Origin of the sequence: Pseudalkalibacillus sp. SCS-8 (assembly GCF_040126055.1) — a bacterium.
In the GTDB taxonomy this organism is placed as follows: domain Bacteria; phylum Bacillota; class Bacilli; order Bacillales; family Fictibacillaceae; genus Pseudalkalibacillus; species Pseudalkalibacillus nanhaiensis.
The window spans coordinates 3,203,638-3,229,191 of the sequence record NZ_CP143541.1; the positions used below are offsets into that span (position 1 = coordinate 3,203,638).

Sequence of the window (25,554 nt, forward strand, 5' to 3'; positions counted from 1 at the left end):
AACGTTTGATTGGCACTGCACAACCGCTGTATGACTGCGGTAAAACCAATGAGGACAACGACTTGGTCGCTGCCCCCATTTTTCAACCATTATTTGATTAACGAACGTAGATAAGCATCAATGAACGGATTTATTTCGCCATCCATGACAGCGTTGATGTTTCCGATCTCCACATTGGTACGGTGATCCTTCGCCATACTATAAGGATGGAAAACATAAGATCGAATCTGACTTCCCCATCCGATTTCTTTTTGTTCACCACGGATTTCGTTCAGCTCTGCCTGCTGCTCTTCAATACGTTTCTGGTAAAGCTTCGCTTTCAACATTTTAAGTGCACGTTCACGGTTCTTGATTTGAGAACGCTCCGTCTGACACGACACAATCGTGTTCGTCGGGATGTGGGTCATACGAACGGCAGAATCGGTCGTATTGACGTGTTGTCCACCGGCTCCACTTGCACGATACGTATCGACCTTGATTTCATCCGGCTTCAACTCGATTTCAATATCATCACTCAGCTCCGGCATCACTTCACAGGAAACAAAAGAAGTGTGACGGCGTCCCGACGAATCAAATGGTGAGATACGGACGAGTCGATGAACACCCTTTTCTGCTTTCAAATAACCATAAGCGTTATGACCTTTGATGGATAACGTAACACTTTTCACGCCAGCTTCATCACCAGGAAGATAATCAATCGTTTCTACCTTAAAGCCTTTGTTCTCAGCCCAGCGTGTATACATCCGTAAAAGCATGGATGCCCAATCCTGCGATTCTGTTCCACCCGCACCTGGATGGAGTTCCAGAATCGCATTATTCTTATCATGCGGTTCACTGAGAAGGAGCGTCAATTCAAATTCGGACAGCTGTTTGGAAAGAGACTTCAGTTCCCCTTCCAGTTCACTTTGAAGATCAGCATCCTCTTCTTCCTTCACCAGCTCGTACGAAACCTCAAGATTTTCATACGTTTCTTGAAGCTCACGGAATTCGTTGACTACATCCTTCAGTCCGTTCACCTCATTGATGACCGTCTGCGCATTGTTCTGGTCATCCCAGAAATCCGGTGCAGTCATCTGCTCCTCCAGTTCCGCAATACGAGCCTCTTTATTTTCTAAGTCAAAGAGACCCCCTAAAGTCTTCTATTCGTTTCTCCATAGCCGTCAATTCTTGTTTAATCTCCACTAAATCCATAATCCTTCTCCTTCATCAATTAAGATTATAAGTGCCGATTGTAAGTGCCTGACACTTTTTTTGAACCGTTGATATTGCTGGGTTCTTTGGATTTGTCTGACACCTCACACAAACCGTTGCTACCACTGGCTTCTTCGAAAGTGCCTGACACCTCACACAAACCGTTGCTATCACCGGCTTCTTCGAAAGTGCCTGACACCTCACACAAACCGTTGCTATCACTGGCTTCGTCGAAAGTGCCTGACACCGCCAAAAATGCGAAAAGAAAACTTGGCTGCGGCCAAGCCTTCTTTATCGGTTATTTAGGCACCGTGACAGTGCTTATATTTCTTGCCGCTTCCGCAAGGACATGGCTGATTTCGACCGACGTCGCTTGATTTTCGGATCGGCTTTCTTTTTTGTGTTTCCTCTTGCGCCTTCGGGTCGACCGCTTTTCCTTCTGCGACCTTTTCACGTTGAAGGTTTTGCTCCACTTGTGCCTTCATGATGTAAGTGGATACCTCTTCTTCAATGGAAGCAACCATTGCTTCGAACATTTGGAATCCTTCGAATTGGTATTCACGCAGCGGGTCGTTTTGACCGTATGCACGTAGGTGGATACCTTGACGAAGCTGATCCATAGCATCGATATGGTCCATCCATTTGCGGTCTACTGAACGGAGTACGATAACCTTCTCAAACTCTCGCATCTGTTCTGGTTCGAGCTTGGATTCTTTGTTGTCATACTCTTCCTTCACTTTTTCCATGAATAGTTCAATGATTTCTTCACGTTCTTTGCCTTTGAGGTCTTTAACGGTTACGACACCTTCATGCAAGAACGTTGCATTCGCATAGTCGATGATCGCTTGAAGGTCCCAGTCTTCCTGAACTTCTTCCTCAGGAGTATGAGCTTCAACAATACGCTCGACTGTCGAATGGATCATTTTCTCGATGATTCCACGAAGGTTATCAGACTCAAGCACCTCAGCACGCTGAGCGTAAATGATCTCACGCTGCTGTCTCATGACATCATCATACTGAAGCAATTGCTTACGTGCATCATAGTTATGACCTTCAACACGTTTTTGCGCTGTTTCAACTGCTTTGGTGACCATTTTACTTTCTAGAGGTTGATCTTCCTCCATTCCAAGACGATCCATCATCGCAATCATGTTGTCAGAAGCGAATCGACGCATCAACTCGTCTTCCATCGAGATATAGAATTGAGATGAACCTGGATCCCCTTGACGTCCGGAACGTCCACGTAGCTGGTTATCGATACGACGAGACTCGTGACGCTCTGTACCGACAATGTGCAGACCGCCAAGCTCTCTTACACCTTCACCAAGCTTGATGTCCGTACCACGACCGGCCATGTTCGTCGCAATCGTAACGGCACCTTTTTGACCAGCATCCTCAATGATTTGTGCCTCACGACCGTGGTTTTTCGCGTTCAACACATTATGTGGAATGCCTTTCTTTTTCAAGAGAGTTGAAATCAACTCGGAGGTTTCAACCGCAACGGTACCGACGAGAACAGGCTGTCCTTTCTTATGTCGCTCTGCAATCTCATTGACGACCGCACGGAATTTACCCTCTTGCGTTTTATAAATGTAATCCGCATTATCAATACGGGCGACCGGTTTGTTCGTCGGAATGACGATAACGTCCATATTATAGATGTTACGGAATTCTTCCTCTTCCGTCTTCGCTGTACCGGTCATACCAGAAAGCTTGTTGTACATACGGAAGTAGTTCTGGAACGTAATCGTCGCAAGGGTCATGGATTCACGCTGGATCTGAAGGCCTTCTTTCGCCTCAATCGCTTGATGAAGTCCATCACTGTAACGACGCCCCGCCATGAGTCGTCCCGTAAATGGATCGACGATGACCACTTCGTCATCTTGCACGACGTAATCTGTATCACGCTGCATCACAACATGTGCTTTCAACGCCTGGTTGATGTGATGGTTAATCGCTACGTTGGATATTTCAAACAAGTTTTCCACGCTGAAGAAACGTTCTGCTTTCGACATTCCTTCCTCTGTCAGCTGAACATTCTTTGTTTTTATATCAAATGTATAGTCCTCTTCAATCTTCAATTGTGTAACGAACTGATTCGCCACACGATAAAGCTCTGTTGATTTGGAAGAGTTACCAGAAATGATCAAAGGCGTACGTGCTTCGTCAATTAAGATGGAGTCCACCTCATCGACGATGGCATAGTTCAACGGACGCTGGACCATTTCTTCCTTATAAAGGACCATGTTGTCACGCAGATAATCAAACCCTAATTCATTGTTCGTCGCATAGGTGATGTCTGCATTATAAGCTTCCTTCTTTTCTTCTTTCGTAAGACCTGTCACGTTCAATCCAACAGTTAAACCGAGGTAATTATAAAGTTGTCCCATTTCCTCGGCGTCACGTGCAGCCAAGTATTCGTTGACTGTTACGACATGGACACCCTTACCTGTAAGTGCGTTCAGATATACAGGCATGGTCGCAACAAGTGTTTTACCTTCACCTGTTTTCATCTCAGAAATATTACCCTCATGCAAGGAGACCGCACCCATGATCTGCACAGGATATGGACGCAAACCAAGAACACGAGTCGCCGCTTCACGTACGACCGCGAACGCTTCAATTAAGAGATCATCTAATGTTTCACCGTTCTCGAGACGGGATTTGAATTCATCCGTTTTCGCTTTTAATTGCTCATGAGAAAGCTTTTCCATTTCAGGACCAAGAGCTTCTACCTCGTCCGCATACTTTTCTAACCGAGCAATCTGACGTTCGTTTCCAGTTGGAAACATCTTTTTCAACAATCCGATCATGAAGTCAGCACCTCTATTATTAAATCAATAATTTTTGAAAATTCTTCTAACTATAGTCCATGCTTTATTTTAACAGTTTGCAAGAGGAAGGACAAGAATGCAAGGCATACGCCCCTACCTTATACTTTGTTAATAAACATTAAAAAAGACGCGATCTGTTCGATCGCGCCTCTCAGTTCATTTAAGTTATTCGATTTCTGGTGCAATCAATCCGTATTTACCATCTTTACGCTTGTAAACAACGTTCGTTTCACCTGTTTCAGCATGTGAGAACACGAAGAAGTTATGACCAAGCATATCCATTTGCAAAATCGCTTCCTGTGTATCCATCGGTTTCAAGTCAAATCGCTTGTTACGGACAACTTGGAATTCATCTTCATCCTCTTCTTCCTCAAGAAGTGTTGTCGTAGTGGCAGGCGCTGCGCTGCCGTTTCCATTAGCAAAGGCGAACTTGATCGTGCCGCCCTGACGGAATTTACGATTGACCTTCGTTTTGTGTTTTCGGATTTGTCTTTCCAATTTCTCAACCACGAGATCGATAGCAGCATACATATCATCGTGCGACTCTTCAGCTCTTAACAATAATCCCGGCATCGGAATCGTCACTTCTACCAGCTGCTCATTATTGAACACCTTTAGGTTGATGTAAACATCTGAGTTTGGAGTACCATCAAAATAACGCTCAAGCTTTTTAACCTTTTTTTCGGAGTAATTTCGTAGTGCTGGTGTTACCTCAATATTTTCTCCACGAATGTTAAAGTTCATGAAAGACTCCTCCTTTCGGTGTTTATATATATTTCGCTATACCCCTTAACAATTCCTCCATAAACTTAAAAGAAAATCAAAAATTCTGACAATATTTTTAACATTGTACGAATGAAGCAGAAATCGGGTAAAACAGCGAAATATAAAGGGAAACACGCGTTTGTCATGTCAAAGATCTGACATGTTGCAGAAATTATTCGACAAACGGATTGAGGAGGTGTAGGGGTCTTTCGTTGGATATATAAAGAGGTTGTAAACGCCGTGTCTGAAAAGGACATATGGTCACCAGGAGGCACCTTCAGCATAATTTTTCTAGTATGAAGGTAGTGAATTCAGGAATTCTCAGTGCATTTTCAGGAATTGTGGAGCCTTTTTCAGGAATTGAACTCGGATTTTCAGGAATTCCACATGAAAATTCCGGAATTCCCCTTCGAATTTCAGGAAAACTTTCACGATCTCATACAACCACTGTCATCAGATACTTCTTCGCACAAAAATAAAACCCGCTCCTCATAATGAGAAGCGGGGGAATTGCTTTTAATTCAAACCCTAAAAAAGGAATGTGAATTAAAGCTTTGTTACATTTGAAGCTTGAGGTCCACGGTTACCTTCAACAACTTCAAACTCAACGTCTTGACCTTCTTCAAGAGTTTTGAAGCCGTCAGATTGGATAGCAGAGTAGTGTACAAATACGTCGTCTTGACCTTCGACCTCGATGAATCCGAAGCCTTTCTCTGCGTTAAACCATTTTACTTTACCTTGCATGTAATTCACATTCCTTTCGTATTCAAGAAATCATGTGGAAAATTCCACACTAAAAGTATACAATGTGACGAGCTTGAGAGTCAACTTCCAGGAAATGATTAGTAAAAAAAGACCAATTGTCAGACGACTAGCGATACTTCTGGGTTACTACACTAGTAGTATACGCAAGGACCCAAAGAGTGTTAATCCAGCACCTCGATCATGATTTCAACCGCTCGCTGAATTGTTTCTAATGGCCAACTCGGCCACCTCCCGCTTTCCACCGCCAGTTCGAACGAAGCTGGTACATGGATGAAACCACTAGGAACATTCACACCTTTTTCTTCAAAATCATGTAACAGGGTATACATGACATTGTTACATAAGTATGTACCCGCCGTATTCGAAATCTCTGCTGGTATTCCGACCTCCTGCAAACGATTGACCATCTGCCTAATCGGCAACGTAGAGAAATAGGCAGCATTTCCTCCTTCAACAATCGGCTCATCCACAGGGATTCGTCCCGTATTGTCCTTGACGCCATCATTCACATTAATCGCCACACGCTCAGGTGTAATTTTGTTCCGCCCCGCTGCAAGACCGAGCGAAATCACAGCATCCGGCTTCACCTCGTCAACAGCGTTCAAGAGTTCTGGCGCTGCCATCTCATAATCAACAGGAAGGACTCGCCCGACTACCTCATAAGCACCGATCTTTTCTCCATTTAGTACCGTGACGATGCGCTCTGTCGGATTGAAATCATGATCCAAGAAGGGCTCAAAGCCTGTTAAAAGTAACGTTTTCATGTATATCCGTCCTTTCTAGCTACACGGTTTCCCGATTACGCGTTCACTTGACCAAGAACACCATTCGTTGCTGTCATCGCAATGATTACGACACCCCACATATGCTTGTAAGCTGTAACCATATCATCACACGTAAAACGGATCGATTCAGGTCCTGTCATTTCAACTGATGGAATGGTTGTCGTCATCAATGCTTGTTGCGATCCTTTGAACGTCAAATCAAACGTGTAAGGACCGTCCACTTTATAAGGCTTGAATTCATTAAGACGTCGAACCGCCGCTTCCGCTTTTTCCGTAATGAGACTCCGCGCACGTTTCGGTGCAATCAATTCCGCAGCAAACCGATCCACACCGTATTTCACAACAGCTGCCTCAACATCCGGTAACGTTTCCTTCACTTCGCTAACATACGCGTCATCACCAGAAATGAAGATGGCTGGAACATCCATCGCCCCGGCTACCGTCGCATTCATTTCCGTTTCTCCTACGACCTTGCCATTGATTTTCATCTCTTTTACACAAATTCCAGCAAGTGTGTGGCTGATCGTTGTTCGTTCTGACCCGGATTCTCTACCATGATGACCGACGAACATGATGCCATCGAAAGATTCATCCAAACCTTGGAGCTGACACATTACCCGGTTGTTTCCAGAAACGAGACGCGCGCGCTCATCCAAGTCTTCAATAAGAATATTGGACATGTTTCCGTGACCATCCGCGATTACAACTTCTGTTGCACCACCACGGAATGCTCCCTCCACTGCCGCATTCACTTCTTGCGTCATTAATTTACGGAAACGTTGGTACTCATCATTCTTCTTTAATTGAACATTTGTCGCAACGCCGGAAATTCCCTCGATATCAGCAGAAATAAAGATTTTCATGTAAAAACCTCTCCCTTTTATTATGTAAAATGACAGCTTCCGCACCTAATTCGTAAAGTCGATTAAATGAATTCGAAGCTGTTTTTGTGCACATCCAGTTGAATTAGTACATTTGTGGAGGTGATGTTTGGAATCTGATGGATGATCTTGATTGTGTCATTCAACTCCTCGTAATCACGCATGTTCATTTGAGCAAGCAGCTGATAATCACCAGAAGTCGTCGTCACATATCGAATGACCGGATTGTTCTTCAACTCTTCGATCACGTCATCCAAAAACTCAGGAATGACTCTGAACTGGATGATTGCAGCAACCTTGATTCCCAATGTTATCGGATTGACGACGCCGACAACCTCAATGATCTTGTTCTCTACCATGTTGTTGTATCGGGTCCGAACCGTTTTCTCGGTCACATCCAGGTGCGTCGCCATTTCAGCAAAAGACATCCGACCATTATGAGATAAAAACTGAATGATCCTCTTGTCCAAATCATCTATGACTTCTTTCGAAGCATTGGAAGCCATCACAATACCTCCTTTCAGTACCTTCATACTATAAAAGGTCGTAAATTGAACCTAGATATTGCATAAGAATCCTATTTACAACCCTAAAACAAAAAACCACTACCAAAATCAGTAATTAGATTCAGTATACGTTCATTGTCTAAAATTGGCAAGGTTTATTTCTTCATAATTCCGAAAATTCCAAACCGAGCAAAAAAAAAAAAAGAGCGACTCAAAAGCATCCATTCTGATCCTTTGAGTCACCCTCATTCGTATTTATTTCTTTTTGTCGAAGAACATGCCATCTGCGTTGTTGGACGTATACGGGTTTGCATACTTCGTGTTTGTCGTCTTTTTCGTCTGGATTTTCATCCATTGCGATTTAATCTGATGTAACTGCTCATCCAGATACGGTTGGATCAACTTGTTGATCTCAACGAGCTGCTTTCCTAATTCTTCTTCTTCACTCGTATAATCGCCTTTCAACCGCTCAATCAGCTTCTGGCGATATTCGATATACTCGTTCAACTCATCTAAATAGTGCTCAGGCTCCTCATCAGGCAACCCTTTTTGTACATGATCATAAATCTTTTCCGTTTGCGTCAACAATGCCTGGACATCATTCATTACGCCTGTCCACCCGCCCCATAGTTCGCTTTTCGACTCTGTTGAATGACCTGCTTCCATGTATCTCGGAATTCCATTACCAGTCCTTCAACCTCTTCAACGATTGCAACTTCATTTTTCACATTGGCATCAATCAATCTACGGTTCATGTAATCATACAGCTGCATCATCTGGTTTCCGACAGCAACATCCGGATTCAAGGTAACCATCAATTCTTGGATGATCTTTTGCGCTTTTTGCAGATTGAGGTTCTTCTCTTCCACTTGACCAGCTTCCATACCGGCTTTTGCCTGCTTCAAAAATTTCAAGCATCCGTTATAAAGCATTAACGTCAACTCACCAGGTGATGCGGTTCCGACAGAATTCTGTTGATACGTTTGATATGCATTAAGAGACATGGTAATTCAAACAACTCCTTAAAATATAGGGGGCTACATGCCGCCGCCAAATTGATTCATCAAGAACATGGACTGCTGATTCATTTTACTGATCGCCTTTTCCATAGCCGTAAACTGTCTCCAGTAACGATCTTCGATGTCGATTAACCTTTTCTCGAAATCATCTATTCTAGAGTCCAGATCTGTAAGATTTCGTCCCATTGAAAACTGCGCGTTAGTTTTCAATGAATTTCCAGCCCTGGCTTCAATGCGTTCCATTGTATCGTCAATCGAATCACGAAGCCTTCGAGCAATCCCTTTCTCACTATCAGTAGACCCTTTACTCATAAACAGCTCGAAGACAGCATTCGGGTCATCTTCGATTGCTTTTCGAAGATCACTTTCATTCACAATCAGCTTCCCGCGTTCAAGATAATTGGATGAGGTTTTGATACCGATTTCCGTTAGCTGGTCATAATTTGTATTAACGTTTGCGCCTGTCACCTGGGAATATAGATTCGAGCGCATTTTATTCAATCCACCATTAAGGATCGAGTCATTCCGAAGCATACCGCTCTTTGCTTTTTCTTCCCAGAGCTCGATTTCCCGTTCGGACAGGTCTTCTTTTTGCTTGGCCGTTAGAGGTGCATAATCCCTATAACGCTCTTCATTCAGTTCTCCGTTAATTTTATCGATCGTCTCGTTATACTTATCGACGAACTTCATTACGGTATCCACCATTGAATCGGTATCTTGTGTAACAGAAATATTTACATCCGTCCCCGTCACTTGTTTTAACGTATAGGTCACATCATTGATTGTAAAATTATTCGTTTTACGAGTGGTGGCAAATCCGTTCAAAGTAAAGCTTGCATCTTTTCCTGCTGTCTTCCCATCCAACTCTTGGCCGACCGTCGCATTCGTAAAACCGAGTGAACTGAAGAAGTCAGCTGTTGTTGTACTGTCTGCGGACCCATCATTTGTGATCGATAGACTTGCACCGTTTCCAGTATTCTTCATCGTCAAGACGACTTTATTGGTTGCTTCGTCATAAAAAGCTGAAACCCCAAGTGAAGTGTGAGAATTGATTTTTGACATTACGTCATTGATTGAATCCGTTGATGGATCGATGTCCAAGGAGATGTCACTTGCTGCTGATTCACCTGGCTTGATAACACTCAGCTTCAAACTGAACGGACTTGCAAAATTTTTACCGCCTGTGAACGTAACGTCTTTCAACAATTTATTCCCATCAACAGCTGTTCCAGTATCATCTGTTACAGCAGTAGATGAGTTATACATCGCTGATTTAGCAAGTTGCGTGACATTAATCGTCGTATTTGTCTCAGCGGCACTACTCGTTGCCTTGACTGAAACAGCTGCATCATTGGAGCTAGATACAGCTTTTTTGAGGAACGTACTTTGACGGAAGACGCCATCAAAGATATGTTGATCTAGCTCCCTCAATAATTTATTCATTTCGCGATAATCATCACGTTTCCATTCGAGCAACTGTTTATCCTGATTCATTTTATCTAATGGCATACGTTCTGCTTTCATCAGGTCGCTAACCAATTGATCGATATCCATACCGCTGGCGAGACCGCCAATTCTCATACTCATTCATCATCACCTCTAGATCTTCTCGTCTACGACAATCCCCACAAGCTCTGCCATCGCCGCATACATTTCGAGAAATTTACGATCCGGAATTTCTCTAATCACTTCATTCGTTTTATCATCAATAATTTGGACATAATATTCATCTGACTGTTCATGGAGCTGAAATCTTAAAGAAGTCTCGGTAGGAATAAGCATTTCATTCATATCTGAGACCTTTTCGTCTAGTGCCTCTTTCGATATCTTTTCCTTCAGTTCCTCAACATCTCGATCATGCTTTTTCTTATGTGGGTTCTGTTTAAGGATGACTTCGTTAATCTTCTCAAGATGAGGTAAACGAGAGGAACTTTCACCAATACTCCCTACGCTCATACCCCGCTCCTCCTAACAACTTTTCTCTACCTTTTTTATCGGATGAAAAACTAGAAACTTAATAGGAATATGATATAATTAAATCACGAACATGCGTTCTTATAAAAGGGGGAGGTAATCCGTGAAAGAAAAAGAGATTATTGATTATATAAATAAACACTTTCCTTTTAATAGTACTGATAAACTTGCTAGTAAGTTAAACCTTACACCCTCTAAAGTAAGAACAATAGCAAAAAATAACAATATTGCTAAGGACAAACAGTATCTGAACAAGTTAAAAAATGAATTAACAAAAAACAGGAGGAAATGGTACGAAAGAAACATACCTGAAATTTCACCGACTTATATTCAAGAGCAGTTGATTTTAGGTAGTTTATTAGGAGATGGCTATATTAGTAAAGGTGCAAATAGAAGTATAAACTATGCGTATCAAGAGCACTTTGGCGAAAACCAAAGAGAATATAGAGAATGGAAATTGAATCAGTTAAATGGTTTAGGTTTTTGCATAAATGGTAATTATCTACGCTCCAGAAGTCATCCATATTTTACAAGCCTTCGAGACCAACTTTACAAAGGAAGTTATAAAATACTTACTAACGCATTGTTAAAAAAATGCACCCACCCCATGTTTGTTACTGCATTATTCCTCGATGACGGTACTCTTACTTTTAATAATCGATTTAACAAAAACAAAAGAATCGTATACTGCACTCCAAATATCAGTCTTTACACCCTTAATTTCCATAAGGAAGATAATAAAAAACTTGCCAATCATTTAAACAGCAATTTCAATACTAATTTCGTAATTTCCTCTCATCCTGATGGACACGGAACTCTATTAAAGCTTAATAAAGTACGGGAAGTAGAATATTTTCTAAACCTAATTGAACCGATTGCAAAATGTATACCTTCAATGTTATATAAAACCAATCTTCATTATAGGTTAGATTTGATGAGAAACTGTTTGTATCAAAAATATGGAAATGACGTTACGATTAAACTAAGTTCATCCGAAACTAATAAGAATTATAATTTTGAGGAAATAGACTGCTTGATTAAATTGAAAAATAATGGCGTTAAAGATAAACATATTGCGGAAAGGCTGGGTCGTAGTTACTGGTCTGTCGTTTATAAATTAGCAGAATTACGTAAAAATGGTCGTCTCGAATGAGACGACCATTACTGAAATTATTAACGAAGAAGTTGAAGAACTCCTTGTGGTTGTTGGTTGGCTTGCTTCGCCGCTATGTCTTTCGATCATAGAATAGACTATATCTTCACCCTATCTATCAAACAGGGGCTGGGCACTTCGAATGGCTATGGCCACCCTACAGTCCTCATCATCATAGCTTTAAGCTTTAGATGGTCCGACTTAGTCGTTGAACCTTCTCCACTCTTTCGAGAAAGGAGCTTGGCTGCTGATTATCCAATCTCACTCATTTTCAAACCTTCACGCCTGCCGTTTCCAGCTACGTTGTGGTTGAGTAAGCTTAAGGAAGTTCCAGCAATTCACCCAGTTATTCTCTTATCCGTTACCAGATAAGACGCCCTTCAATCAGTTACCTTAAGAGTTGCAATACTCCTTGAGGCATGCTGTTTGATTGAGCCAACATTGCTTGAGATGCTTGTGCAAGAATTGAATTCTTTGTTTGGTTCATCATTTCTTTCGCCATCGTGCGAACATTTACTTTCATAAATGACTAGACTATATCTTCACCCTCTAGAAATCTAGTAGGGGTCGGGCACTTCGGCTCCACAATGCTGATGATCATTGTTTCACCTATGGATTTCATCATCATGGCTATTGCTTTAGATGGTTTATCCTAGTCGTTGGACCTTCTCCACTCTTTCGAGACAGGAGCTTGGCTGCTGATTGCCCAATCTTCACTTTTTTTCGAACCTTCACGCTTGTCGTTTCCAACTACGTTTTGGTAAGTAAAGCTCTAAGGGGTTTCCAGCAATTCACCCGATAGTAATCGCTAGCCGTTACCAGCTAGGACGACTGTGCTTTCACTGCTTATGCAGCTATAGCATAATCTACGTCACGGATACGAGATTCCGCTGCAGTTAGGTTTTCACTTGTTGTACCTAAGTTATTAATAGTGTGCTCCAAACGATTTTGGTATGCACCAAGTTTAGAACGTTGAGCTGAAACAGTATCAATTGCACTTTGGATATCATCCATAGCTTGCCCAGCGTTCGCTGAAGTAGAAACATCAACAGCATTTACGCCAAGTGATGTGCTATCCATATCACCAATTGTGATACCTAACTTTTGTGCACCAACATCTTCAGATCCAATTTGCAGGCTTACTGCAGCTGATCCAGTAGTAGTTACCGCTCCAGCAGTTGTACCTACATTTGAAGCTACGATTCCTGCAGCTGTTTGAGATCCATCAACTGTAATTTTTACTCCAAGCTTATCAAAATTCAATGTGCCAGCAGTTCCGTCTGCCAGTGTAAGGTTTTGAACATCTCCACCTGAGGTTGTTAGTGTATATTGTCCAGCACCACTAGTAGACATTTGATATGTTTCAGTTGCAGCTGCACCACTGATGTCAATACCTGTAACACCTGCAGTACCTACTTGGATACCAGAAGTAGTTTTGTTTTGTTGAACTCCGAGAGTTCCATCAAGTAGTGTTTGACCATTAAACTTAGTAGAGCTTGCGATACGATCAATTTCACTGTTCAACTCAGTGATTTCATCTGCAATCGCTGTTCTGTCATTAGAAGACAATGTTCCGTTTGCAGCTTGAGTTGCTAGTTCATTCATACGTTGAAGGATAGAGTGTGTTTCATTCAAAGCTCCTTCAGCAGTTTGAATCATTGAGATTCCATCTTGTGCATTCCGGCTAGCTTGATCCAAGCCACGAATTTGACCACGCATTTTTTCCGAGATAGAAAGTCCGGCAGCGTCATCTCCCGCACGGTTGATACGGAGACCTGAAGATAACTTCTCCATAGACTTCATTTGCATGTTGTTTGCAGAACCTAGTTGACGATACGTGTTAAGTGCCGCAATGTTGTGATTAATTCTCATTATTCAATTCCTCCTTGAATTGTCCGAACCACGTCCTTGTGGTTTTGGGTTTTATACAAAAACATACGTTTTAGTCGGCCGACCTTTATCGTTGTTTTTGCTTACATTTCTATTATCGTCATTCTTGGAGGGCATTTTAGTTGTTTTTCAACTTTTTTTTACAATATTTAATGTTTCAAATAAATTGATTGGGGACTGGCTTGCACTGTTGTTTTCTTGTTGGATAGCAGTATAGATCTCTTTCCGGTGGATATCGACATGTCTAGGAGCATCAATCCCCAATTTAATTTGATCACCATCAATCGATAATACTTTAATCTCGATATCTTCACCGATTTGGATTGATTCATTTGGTTTGCGTGTCAATACAAGCACTTATCTCCCCTCCTTTGAAACAGCTTCCTTCATAATGAAATGTTTTGTCTCATACTCTTCTTTATTTAGCACAACTTGTTTTCCAATACCTTTGTTTAAATTGATGACTACAGGTGCCTTTAGATTTGCTGTCGTTTTTTCAAATGGTTCATTAATCGTAAGAATGATGTATACAGCAACCTCTTTTTCCGATTGAATTTCCAATAGTTCAGTTACACTTTCTGAAAGCTCAAATTCATAGTCAGGAAAAAACACAAAAGGATTACCTAGTACGAACGCCAGGGAAGGCGTACTTACTGATTGAAGTATATGATAAGGAGTTTCTTCTTCAGAAAACGGTAGAATGACAAATTCCTTCTCAATATTAAATCCTGGTAGTCCTTGTTTGAATTTAACAATTTCATCTTCACTTATTTGAACTTCTCCAAAATACCTTGTTTGTATTTTCATAAATATTCACCACTCGTTATTTTATAAAATCTATTTGTATAGAAGACTGTTGCTTCATGTATACTTCTACTTTTCCTGGTTGATAGTTATGTACCGGTTTTGAAATTTCTGTTTTGATGATAGGTTCATTCTGTTTTATATCAACTTCTACTTTTGCTGGGATATAATCAATTTTCACACTTTCTGCAGAAGGAATCCATCCAATATTCCATTCCTTCATTTCTTCACTACTGTTAATACGGGCATGTTCTGGAATAGGATCGTTTTGATTTTCAATACGCATTAGGTCTTCCCCTTCTTGAGCTCGCCTCGAAATTCCATCTAGTAAAGCTTCCTTTCCAAGCTGTGCGGCTTCATCAGTTCGGACAAAAACACTTTTCAAATCCATATCATTCCAAGCTTGTGTTTGATCAATTGTCAGTTTTCCCGAAGTTGTTTCAATATTAATTTCTGCCTTTGGCTGTTGTATGGATTGAACTGCTTTTGGCTGCCTAATCTCTTGAGTAGCAGAGGTCGTCCTTAATCCAATTAAACCTTTAGTAGATTGTATTTGGATTTTGGGTATACTCAATTTCAATTGCATCACCTTCTTTTAGCAAAAAAAGCTATCTGTTTAGATAGCTTTTATCGTAAAAAGTCCATTAACGTCGGCTGAATAATACGAGCTCCTGAAGCAAGGGCAGCTCTGTGAATGCTCTCCTGTGTTTTTAAATCAATGATAACCCTCTCCATGTCCGCATCTTCATTATCTGAGAGAACTCGGGTTGCAATAACTTCTTGTTCATTAACTCTCTCATGAATCATTTCAAGACGGTTATACCTTGCACCAAGTTCCGCTCTTTCGGAAAGTGTATTATCGATATGGAAATCAATATTTGTAATAAAACCTTGGGTTGTATTTTCACCCGCGCCGTTCCTTAAACTAGATGCAATATCTTTCAAATCATTAAAAAGCGATTGTGAAAAGACATTCGTTTGATCGATATTTGTTTTAAGCTTAATACCCTTTGTGACCTCTATATTAATCGCATTGTTATTTAGGGGCATTTCTACAATTCCGTCCTCAGATACAGGTGGTTGGGTTGTATTTGTCCCATTAAAGATAAACTTCCCAGCAACTTTCGTGTTTGCCACCGATATGAGGTGATCACGTAATTGATTGATTTCATCTGCAATAGCTCCACGTTGCCCTTGATCATATGTTCCATTACTCGCCTGCACAGTCAACTCCCGAATTCGATGTAAAACCTGGCCGGCTTCATCCAACGCTGCATCGGAGTTTTCCATCCAGCTGTAAACCTCCGAAAGATTCCGCTTGAACTGCTCGACTTCGGTGAGATCGGTTCGGTATTCCATCCCTTTCATCGCGACGACCGGGTCATCGGATGGTTTCGTGATCCGTTTCCCTGTTGAAAGCTGATCCTGATACTTCCCCATCCGCTCGTAGCTTTGGCTAAGGTTTCGAAGCATATTTCCTGTTAACATACTTTGTGTCACACGCATGTTCAATCACTACCTTCCTACTCGACCCATGCCGTTGATGATCCGGTCAAGCATTTCATCGATACTCGTAATGTTCCTTGCTGCCGCATTGTAGGCATGCTGGAACTGCATCATCTTCGTCATTTCTTCATCCAATGAAACGCCGCTAACGGATTGACGACGCTCCTCAACCGATTGCTTCAATGTGTTCGAGTTCTCGACCAGACGATTCGCTTGCTGTGCTTCAACCGCCATTTCACCGATCGCACCTTCATAAAAGCTCTGGAATGTGGAGTCACCTGAACCGAAATTCAAAATGTCATCCTTCACATCTGCCAGTTCTAGTGCATTACTGCCATCCCCGGCATTTCCATCCTTGGATGCCGCAATATGATCGAGTCCGTTTTTACCTGAAATATTATCATCAAGCTTCATCATCGACGCTGCACCTTTGAAGGAGTCTTCGTCTACAGTGCCCGAAAACGCGAAAAACGCGCCGCCAGCATTTCCATCGAGATCTGTACCTTCTGTATGCTGTTCATTAAAGGCTTCAACGAAACGATAGGCCATTTCATCAAGGCTTGATAACATCCCTGGGTAAATCCCCTTAAGCTCTCCATCGACTTCATACCCACGTGCTTCTACCATGCCCTTCAGCTTCCCTTGGCCAAGCACATCCAATTTACCTGTGAACTCTTCCCCAAGCTTAAGCTGATCCAATTCTCCGTTTCCATTCTTATCTGTGATGGATAACTCATTGGTCTTCAAGTCTTTACCGTCGACAAGTGTACCAAGCGAGTTCCCGCCAGCATCCAACAGTTCGATCGTATACTTGCCTTCCGCGATATCCTTGGAATGTCCACCGTTCTTAACATTCGATACTTTTACATTAACAAGTTCAGACAAGCGGTCGACCAGCCCGTCTCTCTTATCATAAAGGTCATTCGGCAAATAACCGTGAGGCTCGATTTCACCAATTTGACGATTGATTTCGTTGATTTGCGACGCGATTGAATTGACTTCTTTCGTTGTCACATCAATTTGCGTTTGAAAATCCTCTTTGATCGAGTTGAGAGACGTTGAAAGATAATTGAATGTTTCTGCGAGCGCAATACCGCGTTGACGTACGACAGATCGTGCCCCAGAGTCCTCAGGGCTGACCGCTAGATCCTGAAGGGATTGCCAGAAACGGTCCATCGTTTTCGCCAAGCCATGATCAGACGGCTCATTCATGACTTCTTCCATCTTCTCTAATGCATCACTTCGGGCAGACCAATAACCCGATTTCGTATTTTCGTTCCGGTACTGCATGTCGAGAAAACCTTCACGGACCCGTTGCACCGTTCCAGCTTCCACACCCGAGCCCATCTGTCCTGGAATTTCAGGACGATTCCGTGATGCTGCCGGATAAGGTTCGGTTTGTGAGAAATTGACCCTTTGTCTCGAGTAACCAGGTGTGCTCGCATTTGCAATGTTATGTCCGGTCGTATTCAATGCACTCTGGTTTGTGCGTAAGCCTCTAAGTGATGTTTCCAGTCCATGGAATGTTGAAGACATGATGTAATGCCGCCTTTCTATGCTTTAGAATCAAAAATGGAAGATCGTTTCTGATAGCCGTTTGCTTGTTGCTGTTGTCCCGGACGTCCGTAATTCGTCGTTGGCTGCGTCGGCTCCATCAAGGAGAGCGAAGCGTTCACGAATTGTAAGGATTGCCTGATCAGCTCGTCGTTCAATTCGTTCTGTTCCTGCAGCTTCTGGATCGTGTATCGCATCTGCTCTTGAATTTCATAAAGCTTTTCTTGTGCATCTGATTCATAAAATCGGAGTAGCTGAGCGAGCGATGGATTCTCATCCGTCACAATTTGTTTTTGGTTCAGAAGCATTTCCACTTCTCGGATCCGTTCATTCTCAATCGAATCGATCATCTGGATGCATTTCGTTTCTTGATGCAGCAGCTGATCGAGGGTTTTCATATCGTTTTGCTTTAAAGCTTCTGTTTTTTTCAAAGCCACATCAAGAAGCTTTACATGCTGGTTATGTAAATCGGACAGGAGTCCGATCATTCGTTGTGCGCTCATCACTTCACACCCTTAGCGTTCTGTCCAGAAATCAAAAAACTTTTTCGCGACTTTTTCAGCATCCACCGTATAGTTGCCAGATTGAACTTGATTTTTCAGGTGCTCGATTTTTTCTGTGCGTTCAGTGGCAAACTTTTCATTTTTCTGCATCTCTAGAGCCTCTTTGGAAATTTGGAGCTGATCCTGTTTCATTTGAGGTTTCTGCTGTTCATTCATGCGGTTCAGCTGGTGTTTGTATGGGTTGTTTGAGATGTTTCCATATCGATTGATCTTCAATGGAATTTCCTCCTTACTCCACCTTTGGATTATTTTTCTGTATGGTAAGTTATTCGTTCCTTCATCTGTTGTTTTTGGGTGACTTCGTCATGGGTCCTCAAATCTTTCTGCAAGCTTTGGTTGCAAGAGTTGCAGATCCGCCCTTCTAAAATCCCTTCCCCGCAACGATCACATGGGTAGGACAAACCAGGAAATTGACTGGCACGGATCCTTCCTTCTTTCACAAACCGAAGGATGGTTTTCTCCGGAACCTCTGTCGCTTTAGAAACTTCCATGATGGATGCTTGCCGGTTCGCTTTCTTGCGGATGAATTTGTAAACGATTTCGAACAACCGTTCATCCTCTTTATAGCATTGTTCACAGGTAGGCCTGTACGACTTTGCAAATAGACGGCCGCATTGTACACAGTTGGCTAATTCCGCCATCTCAGGTCTCTCCTTTATCTCTGTACCGTATTGTATATCTACTCACTATATCGGTAAAATCCTCGTAAAGTTTAATTGGTTTACCCAATTGGTAGGATTTACCCTCTTGCTACGGTCATTGAAGAGACTGTTCGGGCCCCATGGTCTAGTAAAATCCTACCCGCAGCTTCCACTGTCGAGCCAGTCGTATAAATGTCATCGACCAGAGTGACGTTTTGCCCGTTTATTTGGTCGGCATATTCTGTTTTAAATGAAAAAATCGTCTCGTTCGCCAACCGATCTTCCCTGCTTCTTTTACTCTGCTTCGTTTCATGAACCGGTCTCTTCAGACAGTCAAGCTGCCGCTTAGTTACCAGATCGGTGATAAACTTCGATTGATTGAAGCCCCGTTCGTAATGCCGTTCAATACTTAGAGGAATCGGTACAGCGATCGTATTCTTGAATTCTTTTCGATATAACTTTTTCAATTGTTTTTCAAACGCTTGGATCACTTCTGCATCTCCTCGATATTTGAAAAGAGCGAAATAATCCTTCATATAAGAATTATACACCAATAATGATCGATTCTTTAGTAGCGTTCTACTTTTCTTTTCCCATCGAACACAATCGTAACAACGATCTTCCTGACGATATTTCTCAGGAAATAGCGAAAAGGGACGGTCGCACTGTCGACATCGTTCCCCTTCAACGAACACAAGCTGTCCATGACAATCGTTACACAATAAAGAAGGTTCATCAACGCCAAAAAAGATGCGCCAGCCAATTGGAGATGCATAAACCGATTTGCAATACAGGCATCTCATAACTGTGGTTCACTGGTGCGCTTATTTTGCGCCTCTATGGTTCGTTTCGCATCACCCATCGCCTTCGTTTTTCCATAGTGGAAATAAACGACCTCTCCGTATGGATCCTGTATACTCCTTCCGACTCTCCCGGCAATCTGCATAAGTGCATTCGTTGTAAAAACCTCATGATCAGAACCAACGACGGCAACATCAATTTCTGGTACTGTGACACCGCGTTCAAGAATGGTCGTTGTAATCAGCAATGAAATCTCTCCCTTTCGAAAGCGTTGAACTTTTTCCAAACGTTCGGGATCGCCTGCATGAACACTTTCCACACCCTTGCGATCCTTCATCCATTCTGACAGCTCCAACAAATTCTGCACGGTAGGGACAAAAAGAAAACATTGACGCCTATGCTTCATTTTCTCATTGATCCATGTTGAAACGGCCCTAGGCAGACGACCTTTCTTTATAGATTTCTGCCAGTTCCCACACCACATAAAGCGTGGAACCGGGAGGGGATAGCCGTGAAATCTTCTGGAGATATGTATAACTTCTAGTTCTCCCCTTCTTACTTCCTTCAACATGGACTTAGAAGGTGTAGCCGTAAGATAAATCCGTGAGGCATGTTCTGAGCAAGCTTTTTCGACAGCAAATTGAAGCGCAGGATCAAACGAGTACGGGAAGGCATCGACCTCGTCGACAATCATGACGTCAAACGCGTTTTTGTACCGAAATAACTGGTGTGTGGTTGAGAGGGTTAACAGAGAGGGCTTTTCAACCGGATGACTTCCTCCATATACCGCATGGACGTCTAGTGATGGAAACGCCTTTTCAAATCGCGGGGTCAATTCTGTAACAACATCAGTCCTGGGTGTGGCTAAGCAAACCCTTTTCCCCTGACGTACAGCTTGTTCAATCCCCTCGAATAAAATCTCCGTCTTCCCAGCTCCACATACCGCCCAGATCAAGAGCTCCTGTGGCACATCGATCACCTCTGTAATCCGCTTGGAAGCCTGTTTTTGTAACGAAGACAGCTCACCTTTCCAGTTCAACACCTTATCTCCTGTCATCCTGTTGTCTTCATCAGGACCGATCCACCGGATCAGCGGTGTGCATTGGCTTACCCGCCCCATCATGATACAATTCCGGCAATACGTACATTCATTTTTACAACGATAGCAGTGGAAGGCGGCAAACAGATCTTGAGCGTCATTCCCACACCGCTCACATGAGTATCTGTTACCTTTATTTGTTATTCCTTTTTCAAAAGTTATGAAACCTTGTTGGTAATGTTCCTGGATCAAATGGATTGGAAAAGGGAGTTCATCGAGCAGCAGGTGCCTGCCGACTAAGAATTCACGAAGTGGTTTGTTGTAAGAGTAGTTGGAGTTGAGTGGTTGAAGTGGTAGTGCGTTGATTTGCGAAATTGGTTGTAAGGATGGATGCGTTGACTGGATAAGAGGTTCTGGACACAAATAATCTTGATTTTTTTGAGAAAAGGTGGCAAAACGCATCAGTCCTGCCACCCATTGATTATTCTTTGATCCACGTCAGGCCGATGCTACCTTCCCCAAGGTGGGTTCCGATTACAGGACCGAAATAAGAAATGATCACTTCTGCGTTTGGATATAGCTCTTTCAATTGTTCCGCGTATTCCTTCGCTTCTTCCTCACGGTTGGCATGGATGACTGAAATCGTCACCTCATCTTCACGATCGACATCTTCTTTAACTAAATCAAACAAACGTTTGATTGCTTTTTTCCGTGTGCGGATTTTTTCAAATGGAACGATCTTTTTGTTAACAAAATGAAGCACAGGTTTTACTTGGAGCAGGTTTCCGACAAAGAATTGTGCACTGTTCAGACGTCCGCCCCGGTGCAAGTGACTGAGATCGTCGACCATGAAGTATGCGGATATCCCTTGCGCCCGTATGACAGTCAACCTTGAAAGGATCAGCTTAGCTGCTTGCCCTTGCTCAGCCATTTTTGCTGCTTCCAAAACAAAAAATCCTTGCGGCATACAGCTGATTTCCGAGTCGAACACATGGACATTGATACCCTCGACCATTGTGCTGGCTGACATTGCACTTTGATACGTACCGCTGATTTCACTCGAAAGTGTTATGACGATGACGTCCGTGTAGCCTTCCTTTGCTAAGCTTTCATACAGCTCTGAGAAAAGTCCTACAGCCGGCTGTGAGGTTTTCGGCAATTTTCCGCCCTCTCTCACCTGCTGGTAAAATTCCTCTGCGCTGATTTCTTTTTCCTCTTGATAGGATTCATTCTCGAAAATGACATTCAAGGGAACCATATGTATGTTGTATTGCTCACGTAAGCTTTTCGGTAAATAGGACGTGCTGTCTGTTACGATTGCGACTTTATCCATAGATTCATAACCCTTTCTGTAATTATTCCCTACTTATGTATTTGACTAAAATAGATGATTACCTTCCTTATTTTACTTGAAAAAAATAAACTTGTGGGCATAAACAAAGTAATTTGAACGCTCATTCAATTAATTCATACATTTTATTCCATTTATGTGAAGGTAATGGTAGATTAGTAGATATACCTTTAGAACTTAAAGGCATGGTCACGTACTTTACATACGACAAGGACTATCATTCCCTTTCATTCTTTTTCCTCGCCCATACGATTGATGGGGAAATGAAGTCAAACGAGCCTGACAAAGTTGTTCCTGCATGGTTCCCAATCAAAAACATCGAAACGAGCGACCAGATCCTTGAGCATGACAAAGGCATATTGAAAGCCTTCCTTACCAGCAAAGAGTTTGTACGAGCGAATGTCATCCGCCAATCACCCGTAAACGTTGAAAACTGGTCCGTTGGGGTTTGAGAAGCTCTTATTAGCCCCGAAAACAGGGAAGTGCCATTTTGAGGGCATTTAAACGCTCTTTCGTACCGCGAAAACAGTAAACCACTGTTTTGTGGGCACGATTAAGGCTTATCTCACCCCAATATGAAAAGAGGACTGCGCTGCACATCGTTTCCCAAACGATGGCAGCGCAGTCCTTTTATTTAACACTCATTTAGTTCACTTTTACCCAGCCGTTCTTGATGGCTTCTACAACAGCTTGAGTACGGTCGTTCACGTTCATCTTCTGCAAAATGTTACTTACGTGGTTTTTGACCGTCTTTTCACTGATATATAGGGCTTCACCAATGGAACGGTTGCTCTTACCATCAGCGAGCATTTGCAGCACTTCACACTCACGACGAGTCAAAATATGAAGTGGTTTACGGTATTCGACTTCCTTGAATCCAAGTTCGTTTCCATTGGATTCATGACCTTGCGTCTTGATGCGACGGAATTCGCTGATCAGGTTTACGGTCACCTTCGGATGAAGATAAGCCCCACCATCAGCAACGACCTTCACAGCATCGATCAATGCATCCGCGTCCATTTCCTTCAATAGGTAGCCGGAAGCACCTGTTTGGACGGCATGCGTCACGTATGCTTCGTCATCATGGATTGAAAGAATGATGACTTTGATATCTGGGAAGCGCTCGACCAGACGACGAGTTGCCTCGACACCATTGATATTCGGCATGTTGATGTCCATCAGAACGACATCCGGAACATACGACTCGATTAGATCGACCGCATCTTGTCCATCGTCACCCTCTGCGACCACCTCGAAGTTTTCTTCCATATCCAGAATGCGTTTGACCCCTTCACGGAAAAGTTTATGGTCATCAATCAGTACAATTTTCGTCTTTACGGCGTTTACTTGTGTCATTTCCATGCCTCCTGCTCACTTAATGGTATTTGTATAAAAATCAACGTCCCTTTTCCAGGGGTAGTATCAATTTTCATCGTTCCTTTCAGTAATTCCACTCGTTCTTTCATCCCAACGAGCCCAAAGGACTGGTCTTTTTTCTGACTGGAATCGAACCCGATTCCATTATCACGTACCAGAATGGAGAGGTTTTGTTGAAACTCCACTTTCACCTGGATCTCATCCGCTTCTGCATGTTTGCATGCGTTTTGCACGGATTCCTGGATAAGCCTATATGTTGCAACTTCCAGTTTAGTAGGAAGACGGCGCTCATTGCCGAAGCTTTTCAGCTGTATATCAATTCCTGTTGAATTTGATAAATTTCTTAAGTATTTCTCTAAAGTTGGCAGGAGTCCTAGGTCATCAAGGGCCATTGGACGAAGATCATAGATGATGCGTCGAACCTCAGTCAAAGCATCCTTGACCATTTGCCTCAAATTCTTCAGCTCACCTCGTGCTTGATCCACACCTTGTGTCGCATATATTTTTTCAATCAATTCAGAACGCAAGAGAACGTTGGCAAGCATTTGTGCCGGACCATCATGAATTTCTCTGGATACCCGACCCCGTTCTTCCTCTTGAGCTTCAATGATCTGTAAACCAAAATCCTGCTTTTCTTTTGCATTCTTTACCATTTCGCCGACTTTTCGCAGATCACTGTCGAGATAGCTCAGCACGACACTAATCTGACTGACGAGCATTTCCGCCCGTTCAACTGTCTCCTTTAGATTAAGGAGTCTTCGCTCAATATCATCGCGCCGTTGCCGGAGGGCTGATTCCTTCTCCCTGGTGGAGATCAACTGGACTTGGAATTCACTTGCTGATTCATAAGCCTGTTTGATTTCTTGTTCTCCGTAACGCTCGAAATGCTTACTCACTTCTGCAAGCCTGGCCCGGGCTAATCGTGCCCGCGTCTCCAATACGTCTGCTCTGTGAATCGTTTCGAGAACAGCTTCTTTAATTTCCTTCAATTCGTTTGATAGTTTCTCAAATTCTTCGCGCGATTGCTCGCCGATCTCAAAGATCTGTTCTTTACTCTCTGTTACGGTCGCAATCGTCTTATCAAGAATCGTGTCGATACTGTTTGGATCAAACGTTTTTGTCATCGTCATAGGAATGCCTCCAATACTACTGTATCGAACAACCCTTAGTTGGTACTAGGTCCTTCTTACCCAAATAGCGGGAAAATTACATCCAATATTTTCCCTCATTCGATATATCATTCGAAATGCTATCTGAATTTATGACTTTATTACTCATATTTTTTATAAAATTTGATGGGATTTTAGTCCAGATATATAATGTACAAAGTTACGAAATAAATCTGGAGGTTATTCATGCTCTCAACATATTATACCGTAAAAGAGTACGGAGAACACGAACAAATCATACAAAAATCAAGATTTATCGGTTATGTCCAACGCGCCCAAACAGAAGAGGAAGCGCAAGCATTCATCCAATCCATCAAGAAAAAGCATCATGACGCGACGCATAACTGTTCTGCCTACCTTATCGGCGAAAACGATCAAATCCAAAAAGCCAATGATGATGGGGAGCCGAGTGGAACTGCGGGCTTACCGATCCTTGAAGTTTTAAAAAAGAGAAAATTAAAAAATGTCGTGGTAGTAATTACCCGTTACTTTGGGGGAGTTAAGCTTGGTGCCGGCGGTTTGATCCGTGCATATGGTTCTTCTACATCAAAAGCACTAGATGCGACAGGAATTGTCGAACGTCGACGAATGACTATAATGTCATCCAGCTTTGATTATCATCTGCTCGGAAAGGTGGAGAATGAAATCCGCAACTCCGAATATATGTTAAAGGAAATCCATTACCTGGATACGGTGAAAGTCGAAACACTCATCCGTGAAGGAGAGGAAGAATCCTTTACCGAATGGATGACCAACATTACGTCAGGTCAAGCTGAGATCACAAAAATCGACACACAATTTATTGAAATCGATATTTAACAAAATTTCTATTGCTATGCGTGTTGGAATGAGATAGTATTTTAAAAGTTAGATAATTTTACTTTTAAGGCTATGATGGGTGTCGTGTATTTTCATACAGCCTGACATAGCTCAGTATAGATGGAGTCCGCCTCGTATAAGGGCTCTTTTCGTAATTATAGTACATC

General features: G+C 42.5%; 29 protein-coding genes. 3 read left to right on the forward strand and 26 right to left on the reverse strand.

The window, feature by feature from the left end; translation table 11 throughout:
- Window positions 1-89 precede the first annotated feature (89 nt).
- The 11 genes from prfB to flaG all read right to left on the reverse strand — a co-directional run bounded on the left by prfB (window position 90) and on the right by flaG (window position 10,702).
- Window positions 90-1,191, reverse strand: a protein-coding gene (gene prfB / locus V1497_RS16570; RefSeq protein WP_349408621.1) for a peptide chain release factor 2 whose coding sequence is annotated in 2 segments (ribosomal slippage) — window positions 90-1,118 and window positions 1,120-1,191 — 1,101 coding nt in all. Because the reading frame shifts where the segments join, the coding sequence is not laid out codon by codon here.
- A gap of 302 nt (window positions 1,192-1,493) precedes the next feature.
- On the reverse strand, window positions 1,494-4,004 hold the full coding sequence (gene secA, locus V1497_RS16575; RefSeq protein ID WP_349408622.1) for a preprotein translocase subunit SecA: 2,511 nt from the start codon (window positions 4,002-4,004) through the stop codon (window positions 1,494-1,496).
- 186 nt (window positions 4,005-4,190) lie between these two features.
- A complete protein-coding gene (gene hpf, locus V1497_RS16580) occupies window positions 4,191-4,769 on the reverse strand; it encodes a ribosome hibernation-promoting factor, HPF/YfiA family (protein WP_349408623.1) in 579 nt (192 codons plus the stop codon).
- A gap of 567 nt (window positions 4,770-5,336) precedes the next feature.
- A complete protein-coding gene (cspD, locus tag V1497_RS16585; RefSeq protein ID WP_349408624.1) occupies window positions 5,337-5,534 on the reverse strand; it encodes a cold-shock protein CspD in 198 nt (65 codons plus the stop codon).
- 182 nt (window positions 5,535-5,716) lie between these two features.
- Window positions 5,717-6,319, reverse strand: coding sequence for a pyroglutamyl-peptidase I (pcp, locus tag V1497_RS16590; RefSeq protein WP_349408625.1), 603 nt, complete (start codon window positions 6,317-6,319; stop codon window positions 5,717-5,719).
- Window positions 6,320-6,354: 35 nt separating this feature from the next.
- Window positions 6,355-7,203 carry a M55 family metallopeptidase gene (locus V1497_RS16595; protein ID WP_349408626.1) on the reverse strand — a complete coding sequence of 283 codons (849 nt, stop codon included), beginning with the start codon at window positions 7,201-7,203 and terminating at the stop codon, window positions 6,355-6,357.
- A 62-nt stretch (window positions 7,204-7,265) separates the two neighbouring features.
- Window positions 7,266-7,727: an Lrp/AsnC family transcriptional regulator gene (locus tag V1497_RS16600; RefSeq protein ID WP_349408627.1), complete on the reverse strand. Its 462-nt coding sequence runs from the start codon at window positions 7,725-7,727 to the stop codon at window positions 7,266-7,268.
- A gap of 255 nt (window positions 7,728-7,982) precedes the next feature.
- Window positions 7,983-8,333 carry a hypothetical protein gene (locus V1497_RS16605; protein ID WP_349408628.1) on the reverse strand — a complete coding sequence of 117 codons (351 nt, stop codon included), beginning with the start codon at window positions 8,331-8,333 and terminating at the stop codon, window positions 7,983-7,985.
- Window positions 8,333-8,731 (reverse strand): flagellar export chaperone FliS, encoded by a 399-nt coding sequence (fliS, locus tag V1497_RS16610; RefSeq protein ID WP_349408629.1) that lies wholly within the window; start codon window positions 8,729-8,731, stop codon window positions 8,333-8,335. The genes V1497_RS16605 and fliS overlap by 1 nt, the downstream gene beginning before the upstream one ends.
- Window positions 8,732-8,764: 33 nt before the next feature.
- Window positions 8,765-10,327: a flagellar hook-associated protein 2 gene (locus tag V1497_RS16615; protein WP_414703649.1), complete on the reverse strand. Its 1,563-nt coding sequence runs from the start codon at window positions 10,325-10,327 to the stop codon at window positions 8,765-8,767.
- A gap of 18 nt (window positions 10,328-10,345) precedes the next feature.
- Window positions 10,346-10,702, reverse strand: coding sequence for a flagellar protein FlaG (gene flaG / locus V1497_RS16620; protein WP_349408631.1), 357 nt, complete (start codon window positions 10,700-10,702; stop codon window positions 10,346-10,348).
- Between the two features lie 121 nt (window positions 10,703-10,823).
- On the opposite strand from flaG, the gene V1497_RS16625 reads away from it, so the two are divergent.
- Window positions 10,824-11,873 (forward strand): hypothetical protein, encoded by a 1,050-nt coding sequence (locus tag V1497_RS16625; RefSeq protein ID WP_349408632.1) that lies wholly within the window; start codon window positions 10,824-10,826, stop codon window positions 11,871-11,873.
- Between the two features lie 388 nt (window positions 11,874-12,261).
- Here the strand turns inward: V1497_RS16625 and V1497_RS16630 are convergent, their stop codons facing one another.
- From V1497_RS16630 to V1497_RS16690, 13 genes are all read right to left on the reverse strand, one after another.
- Window positions 12,262-12,396 carry a flagellin gene (locus V1497_RS16630; protein ID WP_414703576.1) on the reverse strand — a complete coding sequence of 45 codons (135 nt, stop codon included), beginning with the start codon at window positions 12,394-12,396 and terminating at the stop codon, window positions 12,262-12,264.
- Between the two features lie 323 nt (window positions 12,397-12,719).
- Window positions 12,720-13,745 (reverse strand): flagellin, encoded by a 1,026-nt coding sequence (locus tag V1497_RS16635; protein ID WP_349408633.1) that lies wholly within the window; start codon window positions 13,743-13,745, stop codon window positions 12,720-12,722.
- Between the two features lie 147 nt (window positions 13,746-13,892).
- Complete coding sequence (csrA, locus tag V1497_RS16640) at window positions 13,893-14,120, reverse strand: carbon storage regulator CsrA (protein WP_349408634.1); 228 nt, start codon at window positions 14,118-14,120, stop codon at window positions 13,893-13,895.
- Window positions 14,121-14,570: a flagellar assembly protein FliW gene (gene fliW / locus V1497_RS16645; protein WP_349408635.1), complete on the reverse strand. Its 450-nt coding sequence runs from the start codon at window positions 14,568-14,570 to the stop codon at window positions 14,121-14,123. It lies immediately after the preceding gene.
- A gap of 16 nt (window positions 14,571-14,586) precedes the next feature.
- Entirely contained in the window at window positions 14,587-15,147 is a 561-nt protein-coding gene (locus V1497_RS16650; RefSeq protein WP_349408636.1) for a DUF6470 family protein, read from the reverse strand.
- A gap of 47 nt (window positions 15,148-15,194) precedes the next feature.
- Window positions 15,195-16,073: a flagellar hook-associated protein FlgL gene (gene flgL, locus V1497_RS16655; protein ID WP_349408637.1), complete on the reverse strand. Its 879-nt coding sequence runs from the start codon at window positions 16,071-16,073 to the stop codon at window positions 15,195-15,197.
- Between the two features lie 9 nt (window positions 16,074-16,082).
- Entirely contained in the window at window positions 16,083-17,609 is a 1,527-nt protein-coding gene (gene flgK, locus V1497_RS16660; protein WP_349408638.1) for a flagellar hook-associated protein FlgK, read from the reverse strand.
- A 17-nt stretch (window positions 17,610-17,626) separates the two neighbouring features.
- A complete protein-coding gene (locus V1497_RS16665) occupies window positions 17,627-18,130 on the reverse strand; it encodes a flagellar protein FlgN (RefSeq protein ID WP_349408639.1) in 504 nt (167 codons plus the stop codon).
- A 12-nt stretch (window positions 18,131-18,142) separates the two neighbouring features.
- Window positions 18,143-18,406, reverse strand: a complete 264-nt coding sequence (gene flgM / locus V1497_RS16670; RefSeq protein ID WP_349408640.1) for a flagellar biosynthesis anti-sigma factor FlgM — start codon at window positions 18,404-18,406, stop codon at window positions 18,143-18,145.
- Between the two features lie 29 nt (window positions 18,407-18,435).
- Entirely contained in the window at window positions 18,436-18,831 is a 396-nt protein-coding gene (locus V1497_RS16675) for a TIGR03826 family flagellar region protein (protein ID WP_349408641.1), read from the reverse strand.
- Window positions 18,832-18,929: 98 nt separating this feature from the next.
- Window positions 18,930-19,367 (reverse strand): ComF family protein, encoded by a 438-nt coding sequence (locus V1497_RS16680; protein ID WP_349408642.1) that lies wholly within the window; start codon window positions 19,365-19,367, stop codon window positions 18,930-18,932.
- 263 nt (window positions 19,368-19,630) lie between these two features.
- Window positions 19,631-21,133: a DEAD/DEAH box helicase gene (locus V1497_RS16685; RefSeq protein ID WP_349408643.1), complete on the reverse strand. Its 1,503-nt coding sequence runs from the start codon at window positions 21,131-21,133 to the stop codon at window positions 19,631-19,633.
- 19 nt (window positions 21,134-21,152) lie between these two features.
- Window positions 21,153-22,004, reverse strand: a complete 852-nt coding sequence (locus V1497_RS16690; RefSeq protein WP_349408644.1) for a DegV family protein — start codon at window positions 22,002-22,004, stop codon at window positions 21,153-21,155.
- A gap of 203 nt (window positions 22,005-22,207) precedes the next feature.
- On the opposite strand from V1497_RS16690, the gene V1497_RS16695 reads away from it, so the two are divergent.
- On the forward strand, window positions 22,208-22,474 hold the full coding sequence (locus V1497_RS16695) for a hypothetical protein (RefSeq protein WP_349408645.1): 267 nt from the start codon (window positions 22,208-22,210) through the stop codon (window positions 22,472-22,474).
- Window positions 22,475-22,667: 193 nt separating this feature from the next.
- On the opposite strand, the gene V1497_RS16700 is transcribed toward V1497_RS16695, so the two are convergent.
- The gene (locus V1497_RS16700; RefSeq protein ID WP_349408646.1) at window positions 22,668-23,378 is read right to left on the reverse strand and encodes a response regulator transcription factor; all 711 of its coding nucleotides are present in this window, start codon (window positions 23,376-23,378) and stop codon (window positions 22,668-22,670) included.
- A complete protein-coding gene (locus tag V1497_RS16705; RefSeq protein ID WP_349408647.1) occupies window positions 23,375-24,529 on the reverse strand; it encodes a sensor histidine kinase in 1,155 nt (384 codons plus the stop codon). Before V1497_RS16705 ends, V1497_RS16700 begins: the two co-directional genes overlap by 4 nt.
- A 225-nt stretch (window positions 24,530-24,754) precedes the next feature.
- On the opposite strand from V1497_RS16705, the gene V1497_RS16710 reads away from it, so the two are divergent.
- Window positions 24,755-25,387 (forward strand): YigZ family protein, encoded by a 633-nt coding sequence (locus V1497_RS16710; RefSeq protein ID WP_349408648.1) that lies wholly within the window; start codon window positions 24,755-24,757, stop codon window positions 25,385-25,387.
- Window positions 25,388-25,554 lie beyond the last annotated feature (167 nt).

Excerpts from the sequence above, each read along its gene's own strand:
- secA (WP_349408622.1), bottom strand. The coding sequence starts at position 4,004 with ATGATCGGATTGTTGAAAAAGATGTTTCCAACTGGAAACGAACGTCAG.
- hpf (WP_349408623.1), bottom strand. The coding sequence starts at position 4,769 with ATGAACTTTAACATTCGTGGAGAAAATATTGAGGTAACACCAGCACTA.
- cspD (WP_349408624.1), bottom strand. The coding sequence starts at position 5,534 with ATGCAAGGTAAAGTAAAATGGTTTAACGCAGAGAAAGGCTTCGGATTC.
- pcp (WP_349408625.1), bottom strand. The coding sequence starts at position 6,319 with ATGAAAACGTTACTTTTAACAGGCTTTGAGCCCTTCTTGGATCATGAT.
- V1497_RS16595 (WP_349408626.1), bottom strand. The coding sequence starts at position 7,203 with ATGAAAATCTTTATTTCTGCTGATATCGAGGGAATTTCCGGCGTTGCG.
- V1497_RS16600 (WP_349408627.1), bottom strand. The coding sequence starts at position 7,727 with ATGGCTTCCAATGCTTCGAAAGAAGTCATAGATGATTTGGACAAGAGG.
- V1497_RS16605 (WP_349408628.1), bottom strand. The coding sequence starts at position 8,333 with ATGAATGATGTCCAGGCATTGTTGACGCAAACGGAAAAGATTTATGAT.
- fliS (WP_349408629.1), bottom strand. The coding sequence starts at position 8,731 with ATGTCTCTTAATGCATATCAAACGTATCAACAGAATTCTGTCGGAACC.
- V1497_RS16615 (WP_414703649.1), bottom strand. The coding sequence starts at position 10,327 with ATGAGAATTGGCGGTCTCGCCAGCGGTATGGATATCGATCAATTGGTT.
- flaG (WP_349408631.1), bottom strand. The coding sequence starts at position 10,702 with ATGAGCGTAGGGAGTATTGGTGAAAGTTCCTCTCGTTTACCTCATCTT.
- V1497_RS16630 (WP_414703576.1), bottom strand. The coding sequence starts at position 12,396 with ATGAAAGTAAATGTTCGCACGATGGCGAAAGAAATGATGAACCAAACA.
- V1497_RS16635 (WP_349408633.1), bottom strand. The coding sequence starts at position 13,745 with ATGAGAATTAATCACAACATTGCGGCACTTAACACGTATCGTCAACTA.
- fliW (WP_349408635.1), bottom strand. The coding sequence starts at position 14,570 with ATGAAAATACAAACAAGGTATTTTGGAGAAGTTCAAATAAGTGAAGAT.
- flgL (WP_349408637.1), bottom strand. The coding sequence starts at position 16,073 with ATGCGTGTGACACAAAGTATGTTAACAGGAAATATGCTTCGAAACCTT.
- flgK (WP_349408638.1), bottom strand. The coding sequence starts at position 17,609 with ATGTCTTCAACATTCCATGGACTGGAAACATCACTTAGAGGCTTACGC.
- V1497_RS16665 (WP_349408639.1), bottom strand. The coding sequence starts at position 18,130 with ATGAGCGCACAACGAATGATCGGACTCCTGTCCGATTTACATAACCAG.
- V1497_RS16675 (WP_349408641.1), bottom strand. The coding sequence starts at position 18,831 with ATGGCGGAATTAGCCAACTGTGTACAATGCGGCCGTCTATTTGCAAAG.
- V1497_RS16680 (WP_349408642.1), bottom strand. The coding sequence starts at position 19,367 with ATGAAGGATTATTTCGCTCTTTTCAAATATCGAGGAGATGCAGAAGTG.
- V1497_RS16685 (WP_349408643.1), bottom strand. The coding sequence starts at position 21,133 with ATGCGTTTTGCCACCTTTTCTCAAAAAAATCAAGATTATTTGTGTCCA.
- V1497_RS16690 (WP_349408644.1), bottom strand. The coding sequence starts at position 22,004 with ATGGATAAAGTCGCAATCGTAACAGACAGCACGTCCTATTTACCGAAA.
- V1497_RS16695 (WP_349408645.1), top strand. The coding sequence starts at position 22,208 with ATGGTCACGTACTTTACATACGACAAGGACTATCATTCCCTTTCATTC.
- V1497_RS16700 (WP_349408646.1), bottom strand. The coding sequence starts at position 23,378 with ATGACACAAGTAAACGCCGTAAAGACGAAAATTGTACTGATTGATGAC.
- V1497_RS16705 (WP_349408647.1), bottom strand. The coding sequence starts at position 24,529 with ATGACGATGACAAAAACGTTTGATCCAAACAGTATCGACACGATTCTT.
- V1497_RS16710 (WP_349408648.1), top strand. The coding sequence starts at position 24,755 with ATGCTCTCAACATATTATACCGTAAAAGAGTACGGAGAACACGAACAA.